This is a genomic window from Amycolatopsis sp. NPDC024027, assembly GCF_040638975.1.
Taxonomy (GTDB): Bacteria; Actinomycetota; Actinomycetes; order Mycobacteriales; family Pseudonocardiaceae; genus Amycolatopsis.
Map to the genome: position 1 here is coordinate 315,176 of NZ_JBEZYY010000001.1, position 15,073 is coordinate 330,248.

15 protein-coding genes and 1 pseudogene are annotated in these 15,073 nt (G+C 66.0%); 13 read left to right on the plus strand and 3 right to left on the minus strand.

Annotation, left to right across the window (positions count from 1 at the left end; translation table 11 throughout):
• Positions 1–43 precede the first annotated feature (43 nt).
• The 12 genes and pseudogenes from AB0F52_RS01445 to AB0F52_RS01500 form a co-directional block, all read left to right on the plus strand.
• Positions 44–457: a hypothetical protein gene (locus tag AB0F52_RS01445; protein WP_360163380.1), complete on the plus strand. Its 414-nt coding sequence runs from the start codon at positions 44–46 to the stop codon at positions 455–457.
• A gap of 58 nt (positions 458–515) precedes the next feature.
• Entirely contained in the window at positions 516–821 is a 306-nt protein-coding gene (locus tag AB0F52_RS01450; protein WP_360163382.1) for a hypothetical protein, read from the plus strand.
• A complete protein-coding gene (locus tag AB0F52_RS01455) occupies positions 821–1,066 on the plus strand; it encodes a hypothetical protein (RefSeq protein WP_360163384.1) in 246 nt (81 codons plus the stop codon). The genes AB0F52_RS01450 and AB0F52_RS01455 overlap by 1 nt, the downstream gene beginning before the upstream one ends.
• Positions 1,066–1,311 (plus strand): hypothetical protein, encoded by a 246-nt coding sequence (locus tag AB0F52_RS01460; protein WP_360163386.1) that lies wholly within the window; start codon positions 1,066–1,068, stop codon positions 1,309–1,311. The genes AB0F52_RS01455 and AB0F52_RS01460 overlap by 1 nt, the downstream gene beginning before the upstream one ends.
• Positions 1,312–1,337: 26 nt before the next feature.
• The gene (locus tag AB0F52_RS01465; protein WP_360163388.1) at positions 1,338–1,469 is read left to right on the plus strand and encodes a hypothetical protein; all 132 of its coding nucleotides are present in this window, start codon (positions 1,338–1,340) and stop codon (positions 1,467–1,469) included.
• Positions 1,470–1,528: 59 nt separating this feature from the next.
• Positions 1,529–1,696 carry a hypothetical protein gene (locus tag AB0F52_RS01470; protein WP_360163390.1) on the plus strand — a complete coding sequence of 56 codons (168 nt, stop codon included), beginning with the start codon at positions 1,529–1,531 and terminating at the stop codon, positions 1,694–1,696.
• A gap of 529 nt (positions 1,697–2,225) precedes the next feature.
• Positions 2,226–4,388 carry a type IV secretory system conjugative DNA transfer family protein gene (locus tag AB0F52_RS01475; RefSeq protein ID WP_360163392.1) on the plus strand — a complete coding sequence of 721 codons (2,163 nt, stop codon included), beginning with the start codon at positions 2,226–2,228 and terminating at the stop codon, positions 4,386–4,388.
• 124 nt (positions 4,389–4,512) lie between these two features.
• The gene (locus tag AB0F52_RS01480; protein WP_360163394.1) at positions 4,513–5,328 is read left to right on the plus strand and encodes a replication-relaxation family protein; all 816 of its coding nucleotides are present in this window, start codon (positions 4,513–4,515) and stop codon (positions 5,326–5,328) included.
• A complete protein-coding gene (locus tag AB0F52_RS01485) occupies positions 5,325–6,362 on the plus strand; it encodes a site-specific DNA-methyltransferase (RefSeq protein WP_360163396.1) in 1,038 nt (345 codons plus the stop codon). The genes AB0F52_RS01480 and AB0F52_RS01485 overlap by 4 nt, the downstream gene beginning before the upstream one ends.
• A gap of 113 nt (positions 6,363–6,475) precedes the next feature.
• Positions 6,476–6,796, plus strand: a complete 321-nt coding sequence (locus tag AB0F52_RS01490; protein ID WP_360163398.1) for a hypothetical protein — start codon at positions 6,476–6,478, stop codon at positions 6,794–6,796.
• Between the two features lie 179 nt (positions 6,797–6,975).
• Positions 6,976–7,431 carry a recombinase family protein gene (locus AB0F52_RS01495; protein ID WP_360163400.1) on the plus strand — a complete coding sequence of 152 codons (456 nt, stop codon included), beginning with the start codon at positions 6,976–6,978 and terminating at the stop codon, positions 7,429–7,431.
• Between the two features lie 44 nt (positions 7,432–7,475).
• Positions 7,476–8,561: pseudogene (locus AB0F52_RS01500) on the plus strand (recombinase family protein); the annotation flags it as partial.
• 887 nt (positions 8,562–9,448) lie between these two features.
• Here AB0F52_RS01500 and fxsT read toward each other — a convergent pair.
• Positions 9,449–12,073, minus strand: coding sequence for an FxSxx-COOH system tetratricopeptide repeat protein (fxsT, locus tag AB0F52_RS01505; protein WP_360163402.1), 2,625 nt, complete (start codon positions 12,071–12,073; stop codon positions 9,449–9,451).
• A gap of 13 nt (positions 12,074–12,086) precedes the next feature.
• Positions 12,087–12,458 (minus strand): hypothetical protein, encoded by a 372-nt coding sequence (locus AB0F52_RS01510; protein WP_360163404.1) that lies wholly within the window; start codon positions 12,456–12,458, stop codon positions 12,087–12,089.
• A gap of 575 nt (positions 12,459–13,033) precedes the next feature.
• Between AB0F52_RS01510 and AB0F52_RS01515 the strand changes: the two genes are divergently transcribed.
• Positions 13,034–14,641 (plus strand): pentapeptide repeat-containing protein, encoded by a 1,608-nt coding sequence (locus AB0F52_RS01515; RefSeq protein WP_360163406.1) that lies wholly within the window; start codon positions 13,034–13,036, stop codon positions 14,639–14,641.
• Positions 14,642–14,875: 234 nt separating this feature from the next.
• On the opposite strand, the gene AB0F52_RS01520 is transcribed toward AB0F52_RS01515, so the two are convergent.
• The coding region (locus AB0F52_RS01520) for a tetratricopeptide repeat protein (RefSeq protein WP_360163408.1) at positions 14,876–15,073 on the minus strand (198 nt) is incomplete at its 5' end.

The window sequence follows — 15,073 nt, forward strand, 5'->3', positions numbered from 1 at the left end:
GCTCGGGCCGTCCCGCCAGATGCGGGTTGAGTGAGGAGCACAGATGACGAAGATCGATTCCCGGGTGTACCGGGCCAGGAACATCGCGGTACTGCGGGACGAGATCAGCCTCGTCGGCACCCGCCTCATGCAGGTGTACGGCGAGTCGGCACGTGAGCAGGTGTCGGCGCTCGACCAGGCCTGGGCCAACGTGCTCAAGCTCTATGACCACGGCACGTTCGACCTCGACTGGGAGCTGGACCACTGGCCGTCCGCCGCCGACTGGCTGGCGGAAGACATGACGGTGCCGCGCGAACGTACGACCTGGGGCCTGTGGGTCCTGAAGGTCGTCGAGCAGCCGGTGCGCGCGATCGTGCGGCAGATCGCGCTGGCGGCCGAGTTCCACCCCGACGTGATGGACCAGCTCGACGCCATCGAGGAGTCGTACCAGTCCCTGATTGCCAACCGGCCGTACTGACCCGCCGTGCGCCCGGCGTGAGGTACGTCGGGCTTCTTCCACTGAGAGGAGTGAGGAAATGTCTGAACTCGTTCCGGCCAAGCAGGCCGTTGAGCTAGCCCCGCTGACGCCGCCACGGCGGCGGCTGACGCGGGCCGTACAGACCGAGGTCGATCAGCCGCAGATCAACGGACTGGTGGGGGCCGCCCACGTCCAAGCGGTCGCCTACGTCGCCGCTGAGGCAATGACACGGGCCTCGCTGCTGTCGGCACTTGAAGCACGCCTGGCCGCCAGCGACCCGGTGATTGCGGACCGCCTGTCCGGCTTCGTGGACGACTACGTACACGTGGCCCGGTCCACCGTGCGCAGGATGGGCACGCTGTGATGACCTGGCTGTACGTCGCGGCCGGCCTCGGCGTCGTGTTCGTCCTGGTGCTGCTGTTCATCGGCTGGATGCTGGCCTGGGACGCCTGGGATCGGTTTCGCCGACGCTGGCGCATCTATCGGCAACTCGCCGCCACTGACCGGCAGATGCTGCGCGAGTGCGTACGGCTGTCCGTTATGCACTGGCAGCAGGCCAAGGCCCTGCTTGACGCGGCCGACCGCCAGCGCCAGGCCGGAGGCCGGTAATGCGTCCTGTGCTCGTGACGATCATCTGGCGGTGCCTCGGCATCCTGGCCGGGCTGCTGCTGGTCGGCATCGTCATGCGCCTGACCGAGCTCGTGTTGCGCCCGGTCTTGCCGCCGGTGCTGATGAACGCGCTCGATCAGGGCTGGAGCATGCTCATCAGCATCTTGAGCCCGGCACTCGGCCCCATCGCGGCCGTCCTGATCCTGGCCGGGCTGTGCTGGGCCATCGCGAGCAAGCGGCGATGACGCGTCGTCGAGGCGAGCGGCGGCCGATGCGACTGCTCGCCCTTTTCACCCTCATCGGCGTCGGCGTCATCGTGTTCGAGCCGGTCGCCGCCATGCTCGTGCCGCTGCTGCTGTTCGCCTTAGCGGTGGCGATCCTTATCACGGTAGTGAAGCGCTAGAAAATCAGCGCCCCCGAACGGACGCGGCGTCAATCTCCTAAACGACAAGGAGGACAGCTATGCCTAGAAACTCGCGCAAGAAGATCGTTGGCAAGCATTACGAAAACGCCGAGCTTGCCATGAACGTCGAGTTCTTCAAGGAACTCAGTCGCAGCATCAAGAGGCGCAAAACCCAGTCGATGTCAACAGTGTCAAGTCTTCAAGACAGCGCCCTGTCCACCCATTGAGAGCTACCCTACAGACTTTTTCGTCAACTTTCCTCTGGCGTTTCTCTAGAAAAACAGGCCGCCGGTCGGTGATTTACATGTGGAAAAGTTGCTTGCTTGTAATTGTATAGTTCCGGAATAATAAAAAGCCTGAGTGCGAAGCGGTCCCGACTATGCAAGAAAGATGCGTGAACATCTTCCATGCAGTCGACGCCGGAACCGACAACGCATCTCAGGGTGAATCACACAATAGCCCGCGGACGGGTACTACTGTGCTTCCTTATTGAAACGCCTGACACTTTTAGCGTCAAGGCCGGTTTCTGTTCGGTATGTAAGCACACGAACCCTCGTTCCGGGCGCGTCCCGGAAGGAGGGTTTTCTATGTCTCACTATTACGCAAACAGGGAGGTACACGTCACGGCGCAAGAACGCGCCCACCCGAGTCTTCGCGTACTGGCCCGCGCCTGCATTGCTTTGGCTCGTCACGAGCTGGCCACTGAACGTCGGACCAGTCCACCCGCCAGCGGCGGTGCCCAGAAGGAGGCCCGCCATGATTGAGCTGACGTGGTTTGAAGCCGTGCCGCCGCGGGACGCCGCTTTCGACGACCTGACGCAGATGGTGCGCGTGCTCGCGGCTCGCCCCCATCACGGCGTTCGCCGGCTGCAACCGCTCGTCGTGTTCGAAGTCTGGCTCCACACCGACCGTGTGCAGTGGCTCGTCGGGGTGGAACCCCAGCTGGCCCGCACGCTGCCCGGCGAATTGGCCGCCCAGCTGCCGCAGCTGACCTTGACGGAGGCCCGCCAACCGGCTCGACCAGCGCCGGTGACGGCGCGAGAGCTGCGCCTCACCAGCCTGATCTACCCGCTGCGTGTCACCACCGCCCGCGCTGTGACGGCCGGACTCTTCCAGGCGCAACGCCAGCTGCGCGGCGCAGAAGCCGTTGTCGTGCAGTGGGTGGTCGGCCCGTCCCAAGCCAGGACGCAGGTGCCGGTACCAGAGTCGCCGCTCGAACTGCTCGGCTTCGCCACCCGCCGAGAACCATCCGGCGACGAACAACGGGCCTGGAAGCAGAAGCTGGCCGAACCGCTCTTCGGCATCCGCGGCCGCTGCGGGGCTGTCGCCGGTGATCCCCGGCGCGCAGCTGAGCTGCTGCGCCCGGCGGTATCGGCGCTGTCGCTCGTTAGCGGGTCGCACAGCCGCCTCTACGCCAGTCCGCAATCGAGCAAGACGGCTGCCCAGTTGCACCAGATCATGGGCCGGATGCGCTCCTGGTCCGGTATCGCCAACGCCGCCGAGCTGGCGGTCATGATGGGCTGGTGCCTCGGCGGGCTCGATGTGTCGGGCGGTGCCGGGCGCTTTGCTCCGGCTCCGGCCAGCCTGCTGCGAGCCACTCCGCCCCGGCCGGCTACCGCGGACCGTCCAGTAGGTATCAGCACGCACCCAGCCGGACACGGACAGGGCGTCTGGCTTCCCCGACGCAGTTATGCCACGGGCAGCCACGTCATCGGGCCGATCGGGCGCGGTAAGTCCACGCTGTTGACCCACTGGGCAGTCCGCGAGGCTCAGGCCGGTGGCTCGGTGGTCGTCCTGGAACCTAAGTCCGACTTGGTGACCGACATCGCGGCCCGGCTCGGCGATCACGGCAACGTCGTCATCATCGAGCCCGGTACGGACGGGCCGATCATCGGGTTCAACCCCTTGGCCGGTCCGCGTCACGACGCCGAGCGCCGCGCCGACACCGTACTTGGCCTGCTGCGCGACGTATTTGGCTCGGCTATCGGTCCGAGGTCAAGTGACGTGCTGCTGCACGCTCTGCTCATGGCGGCGCGCCTGGACGACGGCACGCTCTGCGATGTTGTACCGATCTTGAGTAACCCGGGCTATCGCCGGACGATCGCTGCCAAGGTCGGCGATCCCCTGACCGTCTCACCGTGGCTGGCTTGGTTCGACAACCTGTCGGACGAGCAGCGAACGCAGGTCATCATGCCGGTGCGCAACAAGCTCACGGCCTGGACCGCGCGGCCAGCTATCCGGCACCTGCTCGGTCAACCGGCACCAAAGTTCGATCTGGCTCAGGTCTTCGACCGCCCCACCATCTTGCTCGTCAGCCTGAACGCCGGTCTGCTCGGGCCGGAAGCCACCAGCCTGCTCGGCAGCTTGTTGCTCCAGCACCTCTGGCACCTTGTCCAGCGCCAAACCACCCGGGCCGCCGCCTTCCGCCGCCCCGTCACCGTCATGATGGACGAGTGGCACACGTTCACCGCCGGTCTCGACTTCGGTGACGCGCTGGCCCGCGCCCGGGGCGCGGGTGTCAACTTCGTGGCAGCTCACCAGAACCTTGGTCAGCTATCCCCCGCACTGCGCAGCGCTGCTGTCGCCAACCTCGGTACGCAAGTCGTCTTCCGGCCGGCCGAAGAAGACGCCCGACCTCTGGCCCGGGTACTCGGCGAGCCGGTCACCCCGGATGACCTGATGGCCCTCGGCGCGCATCACGCCGCCGTCAAGACGACGGTGGACGGGAACACGCAGGCTGCTTTCGAGGTCGTCACACCGGCGCTATCAGACGCCCTACGTGATCCGGCCGAGCTGCGACGCGCCAGCGCCGAGCGCTTCGGCGACGACCCGGCCGTCATCGACGCTGCGTTACTCAGTCGCTGGGCCGGAGAGGCCCCGCCGGACGGGCCGGTCGGGGTCCGGAGGACCGGTCGATGAGCGCGCGCCACAGCTTCACCAGCCCTACCGCTCGCCCTACCGGTCCGCTGGTGTCGAAATCACCCGGACGTGCGGGAATGCCCGGTTGCCGCCGCCGACACATAGCCACTCTCCGAGGTGTCCGATGAGTGGCCGTGGACGCGCCGGACGGCTGGCGGCCCGGCTCAGTGACCGCGACCTGGCGATCTTGCGCGACCTGCGAACACTCCGGCTCATGACGGGCGGACAGATCTTCCGCCAACACTTCCCGGACGGCCAGCCCGAAACGCAGGCACGCAAAGCCCGCGCGGCCCTGACTCGCTTCCATCGCCTCGGACTCGTCGTCCGGCTGCGCCGACGCATCGGCGGCGTGCGAGCCGGAAGCCAGGGCTACGTCTACGGCCTGACGGGCCTGGGCCTGGCGGTGCTCGACGTCGGCAACCCCGCCCCGCAGCGGCACCGCCGGGTCACGGAGACCAAGCCCGCTTTTGCGGATCACGCGCTGGCGGTGAGTGAACTGCGCGTCCAGCTGACCGAGTTCGGCCGCCAGCACCTGGACGCTCAGATCGGCTTCGCCGCCGAACCGCAGTGCTGGCGCACCTTCTCCGGCCCCGGTGGGGTGCCCGTCACCTTGAAGCCGGACGCCTTCGTCCAGATCGAGCGAGACGGCTACGAGCTGACGTCGTTTGTCGAAGTCGATATGGCGACCGAGAGCCTGCCAACCATCCGCCGCAAGCTGGACGTCTATGTCGCCTACTGGCGCAGCGGCTTGGAGCAGGCCCGCCACGAAGTGTTTCCCCGCACCTGGTGGACCGTCCCCACGCCCGCCCGACAGGCAGCCATAGCGAGCGTCATCCGCCGTCTGCCCGCCGAAGCCCACGACCTGTTCACGGTCTGCCTGGCAGACGAGGCCGTGATCCGCCTGACCGAAATACCCAACGACGAAGGAGGTGCCCAATGACCTTGACCCCTGACCAATTCGTTCGCCACATCCTCATCGGCGACGTACGGGAGCGCTTAGCACAGCTGCCCGACGCGTCGGTGGACTGTGTCATCACCTCCCCGCCGTACTGGGCGCTGCGCGACTACGGCCACTCCGGTCAGATCGGGGCGGAGCCGACCGTGGACGACTGGGCCGAAGCCATCACGGCGGTGTGTAACGAGCTGGCCCGCGTCCTCACGCCCACCGGCAGCTTGTGGCTCAATCTCGGCGACGGCTTCAGCCGTCACGAGCGTGAGGGCGCAGCGAAGAAGAGCCTGCTGCTCGGGCCGCAACGCGTCGCTCTGCGTCTGACGGCTTCGGGTTGGCTGCTGCGCAACCAAATCATCTGGGCCAAGCCCAATCCCACGCCGTCGAGCGTGCGGGACCGCTTCACCGCCAGCCACGAACTGCTGTTTCTGTTGACCCGCCAGCCGCGTTACTTCTTCGACCTTGACCCGGTGCGCGAGCCCGCCCAGACGGCGCCAGCCGGCTCCGCGCGGACTCCGGCTCGGACCTACCTCAGCCGCGACGCCGTGCCGTCCCTGAACGGCGGGACCAGCCCCCGAGTCGACCTCAACCAGGGGCTCGCCCAGATGAAAACCACCGGCCTGGCCAGCCACCCGCTCGGCAAGAGTCCGGGCGACGTCTGGACCATCCCAACCGGCAGCTACCGCGGCGCGCACTTCGCCACCTTCCCGCTGGCGCTGGTGCGTCGGCCGCTGCTGACCACCTGTCCGGAACGCGTCTGCGCCGTATGCGATCTGCCTTGGCGGCGCACCCTGCAGACCGTGAACGGACGGCAGCTGGCCACCGGACCGTTGGCCCCAAGTTGTCCACACCAGCAGTTCCGCCGTGGGCGCGTCCTTGACCCGTTCTTGGGCGCCGGGACCGTTGCGGTGGCGGCCGAAACCTACGGCCGGGATTGGGTCGGCATCGAACTCAACGAGGCGTACGCAGTGCTGGCCGAGGCGCGTCTCACCGCTCACCGGGCTCAGGCGGCCAAGGTCGCATGAGCCTTGGAACGCCCGCTTTGTCGGCGGCGTGGGGTCGCTCAAGTTGTCGCTTCGCAGGCACCGGTCTGCGGAGTGTGGGCGGTCCCACCAACGCCGAGTAGGAAGGCACCGTCATGTCCGAACCCCGCTCCAATGTGAAGACGCTGGGCGTCAAGTTGCCCGACGCGCTGCACGCGCAGTTCTCGTTGGTGGCCCAGCTCGACCAGATTTCGCTGGCCGATGCGGTCCTGCGAGCCGTCGAGCTGTACGTCTCCACCAAGCGGCAGGAAGAGGACTTCGCCGCTCGGGCCACTGCCGCGCTTGAGGAAATCGAGCGTGAAGCGGCTGCCCGGCGCGGAGCCATCGAAGGTCTGTTCGGCGATGCATCGGACAAGCCGGAGACGGCCCCGAGGACGGCTTCTCGCCGCAAGAGCGCGACCAGCGAAAGCGAGTAAGCGCCCTCGCTGGTCGCCCGGTACGGGATGGCAGCCATAAGACGCCATCCCGTACCACCCTTTTTAAAGGGCATCCTCAATAAGGACAGGAATACCTTTCTTGGCACTTGCAAGAAAGACTGAGAAAATGATTAAGGAGAAACTATTTAATACCTTCACGAAGCCAAAAGGAGACAACCATGAGTCAAGATCAACCAGCGCAGACGGCCGTGTTTTATCTGCGCGTTGGCAGCGGTCGGGCTGGAGACATCTTCAGCGTCCTAGCCAGGCAACGAAGCGTCTGCCAACAGCGAGCCAATGAACTGAACCTGCGGGTCCTTGGTGAGTACGTCGATCGCGGCAGCACGGCCAACCTCGACGACCAGCCCGGCTTGGCCAAGCTTCTCGACAACCTCGCCACCCTGACGCCGGACTACGTCATCACGTTCGACCACGACCGCATCGCTCGCAAGGTGGCGCGCTATGCCAGCATTGCTTGGACGATCGCCAAGGCCGGCTCTCGGCTAGAGATTGCGTCTGCGCCGCACTACGAGGTAGACGAGCACGCCAAGCAGCTCATTAGCTACATCGGATCAGTGCAGATCATTGAGACCGACAGCCAAGAGCCAACTGATCCGCAGAGCGACGAGAAGTAATGGAGTCCGCCAATCGAAAGGAGGTCATTATGACAAACGACCAGATGCCAGCTGACCCGTCTCGAACGTCCAGCCTGCATGCAGCGATCAAGGCTATTCGCCGCCATCATGGCGATCAGGCCGCAGTCGACGGCACGCCAGCCACGGGCAATGGCGTAGCGTTTGCGTATCTGCGGGTCAGCACCAAAGAACAGGCTCGCACCGGCGGCGGCGCTGAGGGCTACTCGATACCGGCCCAACGTGAGGCTTGCTACGCCAAGGCCCAGCAGCTGGGCGTCACCGTGCATGAAGAATACGTGGACGCTGGCGAGTCAGCCCGGTCCGCCGACCGGGAGCAGCTGCAGAAGTTACTCAAGGACATCAAGACCATTCGGCCGGACTACGTCATCGTGCACAAGATCGACCGGCTGGCGCGAAACCGTGAAGACGACATAGCGATCAACCTCATGCTGCGCAAGCACGGCGTCAAGCTCGTCTCTTGCACTGAGAACATCGACGACACCCCCAGCGGCCGGCTGTTGTATGGCCTCATGGCCGAGATTGCTCAGTTCTACTCGGGCAACCTGGCCCAGGAGGTCATGAAAGGACTCGTGCGCAAAGCTCAAGAGGGCGGGACGCCGTTCCGGGCGCCTCTTGGCTACCTCAACCGCCGTGAGACGCGGGGCAGCGTGGAGTTCTCGTGGGTAGAGCAAGACCCCGAGCGCGCCGAGACCATCCACTGGTGCCTTGAGGAGTACTCGACAGGCCAATGGAGCGCCATTGATCTGACGCTCGCCGCCCAGGCGAAGGGCCTCACGAGCAGGCCAACGCCGAGCCGCCCAGCCAAGCCCATTTCCCTTACGACGATGTACAAGATCTTGGGCAACCCGTACTACATGGGCGTGGTCAGCTACCAAGGTATTCACTACGAGGGCAAGCATGAGCCCCTGGTTGAACCTGACATCTGGCTTGCCAACCAAGCTATCTTGGCGGCCCACAACCACACCGGTGACAAGGAGCGGGTTCACAACCATTACCTGCGCTCCACTATCTACTGTTCGGACTGCGGCGGGCGTCTCATCTTCTCCCGCAACCGGGGCAAGAGCGGTGAAGCATACGACTACTTCATGTGCGTCAAGAAGAAGACCAAAGTCAACAACTGCATCCGCCGAGCCATCCGTGCCGAACGCGTCGAAGAGGCGGTGGCCCGCTTCTACGGCACGTTCCACGTTGCGCCTCAGTACGCCGAGCTGATCCGCGCGACGGTTCACGAGGAGCTGGCAACGCAGCAAGCCGAGGCGGCCCGCAGCCTAGAACAGGCCACTTCGCGCAAACGCCGAGTTCAGGACGAGCGCGAAAAGCTGCTCCAAGCCCACTACGCCGGGGCGATCCCGCAAGACTTGCTCGCCGCCGAGATGAGGCGCTTAACCCGCGCGTTGGCCGAGGCAGAGGTGCAGATCACGGCAGCCAAGGTCTCCACTGCCGACGTGGAAGACACGCTCAGCCGAGCCCTGGTAGCCGCGAGCCACTGCGAGCGGGCCTACCTCACCGCGCCGGACCACGTGAAGCGGCAGATCAACCAAGGGTTCTTCGAGAAGCTGTACATCCGCGAAGACGGGACCGTAGAGCGCGCCGCCATGACAGAACCGTTCGCCGCGCTGCTGGACGCTGGTCGCGCCGTTCAGGCTCTCGCGTCCGGTCCCGAGGCCACGCGAACAAGTCCGACTGAGGTACTCCGGGCGACGTTCGGCGAGACGGTCGCCGTAACAGACCGTGTACACATAAACACGCCCGGCACGCGTATCGCGGCCCGGCGGTGTTTGAATAAAGACCTTCTGGTGGAGCTGAGGGGAATCGAACCCCTGACCTTCTCGATGCGAACTATCAGCAGTAAGGTCGTTCCCGGTCTTTGCCGAGGTCAGAGGGTTATCGGTGGTCGATGCTGGTCGCTGAGGTCCGGTGCGGTTGCTGTACTTCGCTGCTGTACAGATGGAGTGTATTTGGGGCCGAACGCCCCTGAGCGATTTGAATTTGACCTTCATTCCGGCGGTTCCTCGCCATGTCGCAAGGCCTTCACCTTGTTAGCGGACGTGAGGGTGTCGGGGTGGTCGTCGCCGAGGATGCGTTTGCGGCGAGCGAGGGTGTCCTCGTGCAGTTCGCGGGCTTGCCGGTGCTCGCCTAGCTGGCCGAGGTCGGTGGCGAGGTTGTTGGCGGTGGAGAGGGTCTGGGGGTGGTCGTCGCCGAGGATGCGTTTGCGGCGAGCGAGGGTGTCCTCGTGCAGTTCGCGGGCTTGCCGGTGCTCGCCTAGCTGGCGGAGGTCGGTGGCGAGGTTGTTGGCGGTGGAGAGGGTCTGGGGGTGGTCGTCGCCGAGGATGCGTTTGCGGCGGGCGAGGGTGTCCTGGGCGAGTTCGCTGGCTTGCCGGTGCTCGCCCAGCTGGCCGAGGTCGGCGGCGAGGTTGTTGGCGGACGTGAGGGTGTCGGGGTGGTCGTCGCCGAGGGTGCGTTTGCGTCGAGCGAGGGTGTCCTCGTCGAGTTCGCGGGCTTGCCGGTGCTCGCCCAGTTCGGCGAGGTCGGTGGCGAGGTTGTTGGCGGAGGTGAGGGTGTAGGGGTGGTCGTCGCCGAAAATGCGTTTGAAGCGTGCGTGGATGTCCTCGTCGAGTTCACGGGCTTGCTGGAATTTGCCCACCGCCCTGAGGCTGCCGGCGAGGTTGTTGGCGATGGCGACGGTGTAGGGAGCCTCCTCACCAAGGAGGTCCTTACTAAGGGTGTGTGCCCGCTGGATTAGCGGTAGTGCGGTGAGCGCGTCCCCTCGAGTCTGGAGATAGACCGCGGTGCGGTCGAGCAAGTACGCGACTGCTTCCGATACTGGTTGCCACGCGCGCCTGGGGTCGCAGACGGCGAGCAGATGGGGCAGGAGCGCTCGCCAGCTCGGCCAGCTCGGCGGGTTATCCCACGGACTGTCAGGGAGCCCAGCTTTAAGCAGCCGGACCGCTGTAACGGGCCAAGTGGAGTCCGAGTCGTCGTCCGCTGCGATGTCGTGGCGGGTGCGTGCTCGCAGCAGCGCGGCGGGAACGCGGTGGAGCTGGATGGTCGTGGTGGTGACTTCGGCCAGCCCGTGGGTGCGCAGGGTGGCGGTGAGGTCGGCAAAGGCCAGCGGGTCGCGGGCGATGGCACCGGCTTCGCCGTCCTGGTGGGTGAGAAGGGTGAGCGGTACCGGTTCGGGAGCCAGCCACGCCACGAGGGTGAGGGTGTCGAGGGCGGCGGGGTGGTCACGGGCGAGCTGATCGAACGACACAGTCCAAGCCGCGGTGAGTGAGACGGGGTAGACGTTGTTGGGCGTGTGCCGTGCCAGTAGCTCGTCGGTACGCCGGGCGAGCAGATCGAGGTAGAGATCGGAGGACCAGCCGGTGGCGCCCAGCAGCCAAGCGGCTTGAGCGACGGCCAGTGGCAGGTCGCCCAGGGCGTGGGCGATGCGACCGGCGTCGGCATCGGTGAGCTGGGGACGACGCGTTCGCAGCAGATGCACTGATTCGGCGCGGGTGAATTCTCGCACCGGCAGTGGGGCGCCGACGTCGGCCCAGTGAGGATTGCGGGAGGTGATGATTACGTGGCCGTCGCCGCCGGGCAGCAACGGCCGCAGCACGGCGGGGTCCTCGGCGTTGTCGAACACCAGCAGCCACCGGTCGCGTGCCTGCAGCGTGCCCCCCAGCCGGGCCAACGCGATGGCCGGCGAGTCCTGATCGGTGGCCAGGTCTAAGGCTCGGGCGAGCGCGGCCAGGCGGTCGGCGACGAGGGCCGGGTCTTCCGAGGGCACCCACCAGGCGACGTCGTAGTCCTCGGCGTAGCGGTGGGCGTATTCGATCGCGGTGGTGGTTTTGCCAACCCCGCCCATCCCGTGCACCGCCTGCACCACCGCCGGCTGACCCGAACACAACGCCGTACGCAACTCGTCTAGGAGGTCTGCGCGGCCGGTGAAGTCGACGGTGCGGGCAGGGATGTTCCAGATCCGGCCTGCGGGCATGGACTGTTGCTCCGGGCGGGACAGACCGGTCAGCGCCTGCAGCAGCTTGGTTTCCAGCTGGTCGGGCGTGGACACCGTGGTCACGGTGACGCCGCTGTCGTGGAGCCGTTGCCGGAACGCTTCCTGCCGGGCCCCGTAGCGCAGGTCCCGGAACAAGGCCGGCGGCCCTTCGGTGTCCTCGGCCAGCAGAAACACCAGCCGCGGCAGGCCGGTATCCGTGGCGGTCTGGAACTCCTGCTCGGTGTAGGAGATTTCCGGGCGGCCCCGGACCAGCGTGCCGTAGCAGAAGCCCGCGATCAGGACATAGACGTCGGCCTCGGCTAGCTTCTCGCGGTCTACCTGCTCAGGTGTGACATCTCGGGCGGTGAAGTAGGCCATGTCCGCCACCGCGTCCCCGGCCCGCGTCACCGCCGCCTCCGCCGCCGCCACAAACGACCGCGGCTTCTCGGGCAGCTCTCGCAACTCACTGGCGTGGCTGAGAAACACCCGCCGCGCCGACGGCTTTCTGGCCTGTGCTGGCCAGAGCGAACCCCAGGCGGGCCGCTCGTGCACGTGCAGGACGTTGCCGTCACCGACCTGCACCGCACGGCTGCCTGAGATATGGATCTGCCGCTCGGCAGGATGCTCGGGTTGGGGTGTCATCGCAGCGTCCTGGTCAGAACCTCAGCTTCATCGTGTTGCCGTCACCGACCTGCACGCCCTGCGAGTCCTGCACTTGCACGTTGTACTTGCCCGCTTCCGCCCCGGGCGGATCCACGGCGGCCAAGACCGCCTGCGCGGCCGCGACCAATTCAGCGTCTTCGCCTGCACCAGCAGCGCTCAGCGCCGCGACCAGGCCGTCGCGGTACTCGTCGGGGGCCACCGCATACGCCTCGAGTACTGACACGTCCTCACCCGCGTCACTGTGGCTCAGCAGCCGACGTACACCGCTCTGCACGCTGGCGTACGCGTCTTTTACTGCGGCACTCGCCGTGTCCTTCACTCCCGCGACCGCGCCGGCTGTCAACGCCGACACGACCAGCTCCACAGCCTCAACTGCCACTCTTCACGCACCTCTCTCACATCAGCCGGAGCCATACCCAGCCGACACTCTGAAACAGAGTCTTTACAACTCGCGCCGACGTTACTGCGACAGACGGATAGGGGTCGGGCACGACCGACTTTCGTCAGCGGCGCAGCGGTTCGAACCAACAATGGCCGGGACGAGATCGAGACGTCGGGGTAACTCGCTCCCCTGGAACCGCGTTCGGCCTCCGGCGGGTTAGACCCTCTGCAGTGCCCACGCGAGTCTTGACCTGCGCAAACGCGCGGCGTGTGTCGTGCCGATCGCGGCCTTTGGGCATCCATTGGGCGTAACCGGCCTAGAAACGCGCTCAGTCGCCGGAGTTCCGCGGCGATCAACGTGCCCGTCACCGCGCTGCTGTGGAGCATGAGCGCCGATCTGCGGGCCCGGCGTGGCGGTGGCGTGGTGACCGTTGCTGAGCTCCTGAAGTCGAGGTCTCGACCTCGGAGGCTCAGGTGGGGCCCTCGGCTGGCTGAGCTCAGCCGGGGAGCCACCGGTCATCAGCAACAATTTGGCGGCGTTTTACGACGTTAATGGACATGACTGACGACGCCACGCCGCCCCCTGTCACCGTCGTGCCGCCCCCGCTGCTTCCCGCCGCGCCGGCGCGGTTGCGAGAACTGTCGCCGAAGATGATGTGGTGGATCGCGGCCGTGATCACGGTGCTGACTGCGGGCGCAGTGGTGGCGTTGTGGTGGCCAGCGACCGCCGGACTGAACGGGGCCCAGCTGGTCACCGCGCGGCTGGACGCGTTGAAGATCGGGCTGAGTATTGGGGTGGGCAGCGGCGGCGTGATCGCCCTGTACTTGGCCTGGCGACGCCAGCACTCCACCGAAGCCGACCTGGACAACCGCGAACGCGCCCTCGTACACCAGCAGCATGATGCTGCTGAGCGGCGGCTGACCGAGCTCTACCTCAAGGCAGTCGAGCAACTCGGCTCCGCGCAGGCCGCGGTCCGTCACGGCGGGCTCTACGCCTTGGAACGCGTCGCGCAGGACAATCCGTCCCAGCGGCAGACAGTGGTCGACGTGATCTGCGCCTACCTGCGCAGCCCGTACACCTCGCCATCAGATGTTGGTGAGCCCCGCCGGCTGGGGGTGCGGCGCCCGTTGCTGCGATCGGCCACCTTGCATCGCGCGCCCGCATCAACTCGGGGCGCAGGTCATACTCAAGAAGACCGGTGGCAGGAGCGTGAAGTACGCCTTACGGCCCAACGACTCCTGCACCGCCATTTGCAGCCCGACAACAACCCTGACCAGCCGCGTCAGACCTTCTGGCCTGGCATAATCCTAGATCTCGCCGGCGCCACCCTCATCGACTTCGCTCTCACCCGCTGCCGCGTCGACGCAGTTAACTTCCAGAGGGCGACCTTCACTGGCGACGCCAGGTTCGCCGAGTCGACCTTTACCGGCGACACCCGATTCGACGAGGCGTCCTTCACCGGCGTCGCCAGGTTTGACCGCGCGTCTTTCAGTGGCGGCGCTGGGTTTGACGGGGCGTCCTTCACCGGCGTCGCTGGGTTCAGCAGGGCGTCTTTCGGTGGCGACGCCAGGTTTGACGGGGCGTCTTTCGGTGGCGGCGCCTGGTTTGGCGGGGCGTCTTTCGGTGGCGACGCCATGTTCGAAGGTGCGGTTTTCGGCGGCGTCGCCGTGTTCGAAGGGGGAGTTTTCGGCGGCGATGTCGGGTTCGGCCGGGCGTCTTTCACTGGCGACGCCATGTTCAGGAGCGTGACCTTCCCCTGCCACGCCAGGTTCGACGGGGTGACCTTCACCGGCGAGGCCAAGTTCGAGCGGGCCACCTTCACCCGTGTCGCCGGGTTCAGCGGTGCGTCTTTCGGTGGCGACGCCATGTTCGAAGGGGCGCGCTTTGGCGGCCTCACCTGGTTCAACAAGGCGATCTTCACCGGTGTCGCCTGGTTAGGCGGAGTGAAGTTCACTGGCAATGCCTGGTTCGGCGGGGTGAGCTTTGGCGGCGACGCCCTGTTCGAGGAGGCCACCTTCACCGGCGACGCCGTGTTCGAGGAAGCCACCTTGACCGGCGACGCCCTGTTCGAGGGGGCGACCCGCAAGGGCATCGCGTTCAACCCGATAGAAAGCAAAGCGAACAGCAGCAACCCGGCGAGGACGATTCCAAGCCCGCATAAATGATCAGTCGCGCGAATTTCGCGAACTATCCAGTAGGCCGAAGATCCGCTTGCGGCTGCAGACGATCATGCGCGAACGGCCCCTGAGCCTGTGATCCCTTGACCCCCAGGCACTTAACAGGCATGAAACATCTGATCAGAGGTGCTGGTTGCATGACTGTAGGAGTCTGCTGACGTCCGTCAGTGTCCGCCGAAGTCCGACACCGTCGTCAGGCAGTTGGTCAGGCAGCGAGACCTGTCATTTCGAAGCGTCCCCACCATGTTCCAGCCCCCGGAGGGCGGCGGCGAGTTTGGCGCTGTTCAGCGTGTCGGAGTGGTTGTCGCCGAGGACGCGTTTGCATCGGGGGAGGGTGTCCTCGTTCAGTTCGCGGGCTCGCTGGTATTCACCCAGCGCCCAGAGGTCGGCGGCGAGGTTGTGGGCGCTGATGAGGGTGTC

What these genes read in the sequence shown, in the direction of transcription:
- AB0F52_RS01445 (WP_360163380.1), top strand. Translation starts at nt 44, where the DNA reads ATGACGAAGATCGATTCCCGGGTGTACCGGGCCAGGAACATCGCGGTA.
- AB0F52_RS01450 (WP_360163382.1), top strand. Translation starts at nt 516, where the DNA reads ATGTCTGAACTCGTTCCGGCCAAGCAGGCCGTTGAGCTAGCCCCGCTG.
- AB0F52_RS01455 (WP_360163384.1), top strand. Translation starts at nt 821, where the DNA reads ATGACCTGGCTGTACGTCGCGGCCGGCCTCGGCGTCGTGTTCGTCCTG.
- AB0F52_RS01460 (WP_360163386.1), top strand. Translation starts at nt 1,066, where the DNA reads ATGCGTCCTGTGCTCGTGACGATCATCTGGCGGTGCCTCGGCATCCTG.
- AB0F52_RS01465 (WP_360163388.1), top strand. Translation starts at nt 1,338, where the DNA reads ATGCGACTGCTCGCCCTTTTCACCCTCATCGGCGTCGGCGTCATCGTG.
- AB0F52_RS01470 (WP_360163390.1), top strand. Translation starts at nt 1,529, where the DNA reads ATGCCTAGAAACTCGCGCAAGAAGATCGTTGGCAAGCATTACGAAAAC.
- AB0F52_RS01475 (WP_360163392.1), top strand. Translation starts at nt 2,226, where the DNA reads ATGATTGAGCTGACGTGGTTTGAAGCCGTGCCGCCGCGGGACGCCGCT.
- AB0F52_RS01480 (WP_360163394.1), top strand. Translation starts at nt 4,513, where the DNA reads ATGAGTGGCCGTGGACGCGCCGGACGGCTGGCGGCCCGGCTCAGTGAC.
- AB0F52_RS01485 (WP_360163396.1), top strand. Translation starts at nt 5,325, where the DNA reads ATGACCTTGACCCCTGACCAATTCGTTCGCCACATCCTCATCGGCGAC.
- AB0F52_RS01490 (WP_360163398.1), top strand. Translation starts at nt 6,476, where the DNA reads ATGTCCGAACCCCGCTCCAATGTGAAGACGCTGGGCGTCAAGTTGCCC.
- AB0F52_RS01495 (WP_360163400.1), top strand. Translation starts at nt 6,976, where the DNA reads ATGAGTCAAGATCAACCAGCGCAGACGGCCGTGTTTTATCTGCGCGTT.
- fxsT (WP_360163402.1), bottom strand. Translation starts at nt 12,073, where the DNA reads ATGACACCCCAACCCGAGCATCCTGCCGAGCGGCAGATCCATATCTCA.
- AB0F52_RS01515 (WP_360163406.1), top strand. Translation starts at nt 13,034, where the DNA reads ATGACTGACGACGCCACGCCGCCCCCTGTCACCGTCGTGCCGCCCCCG.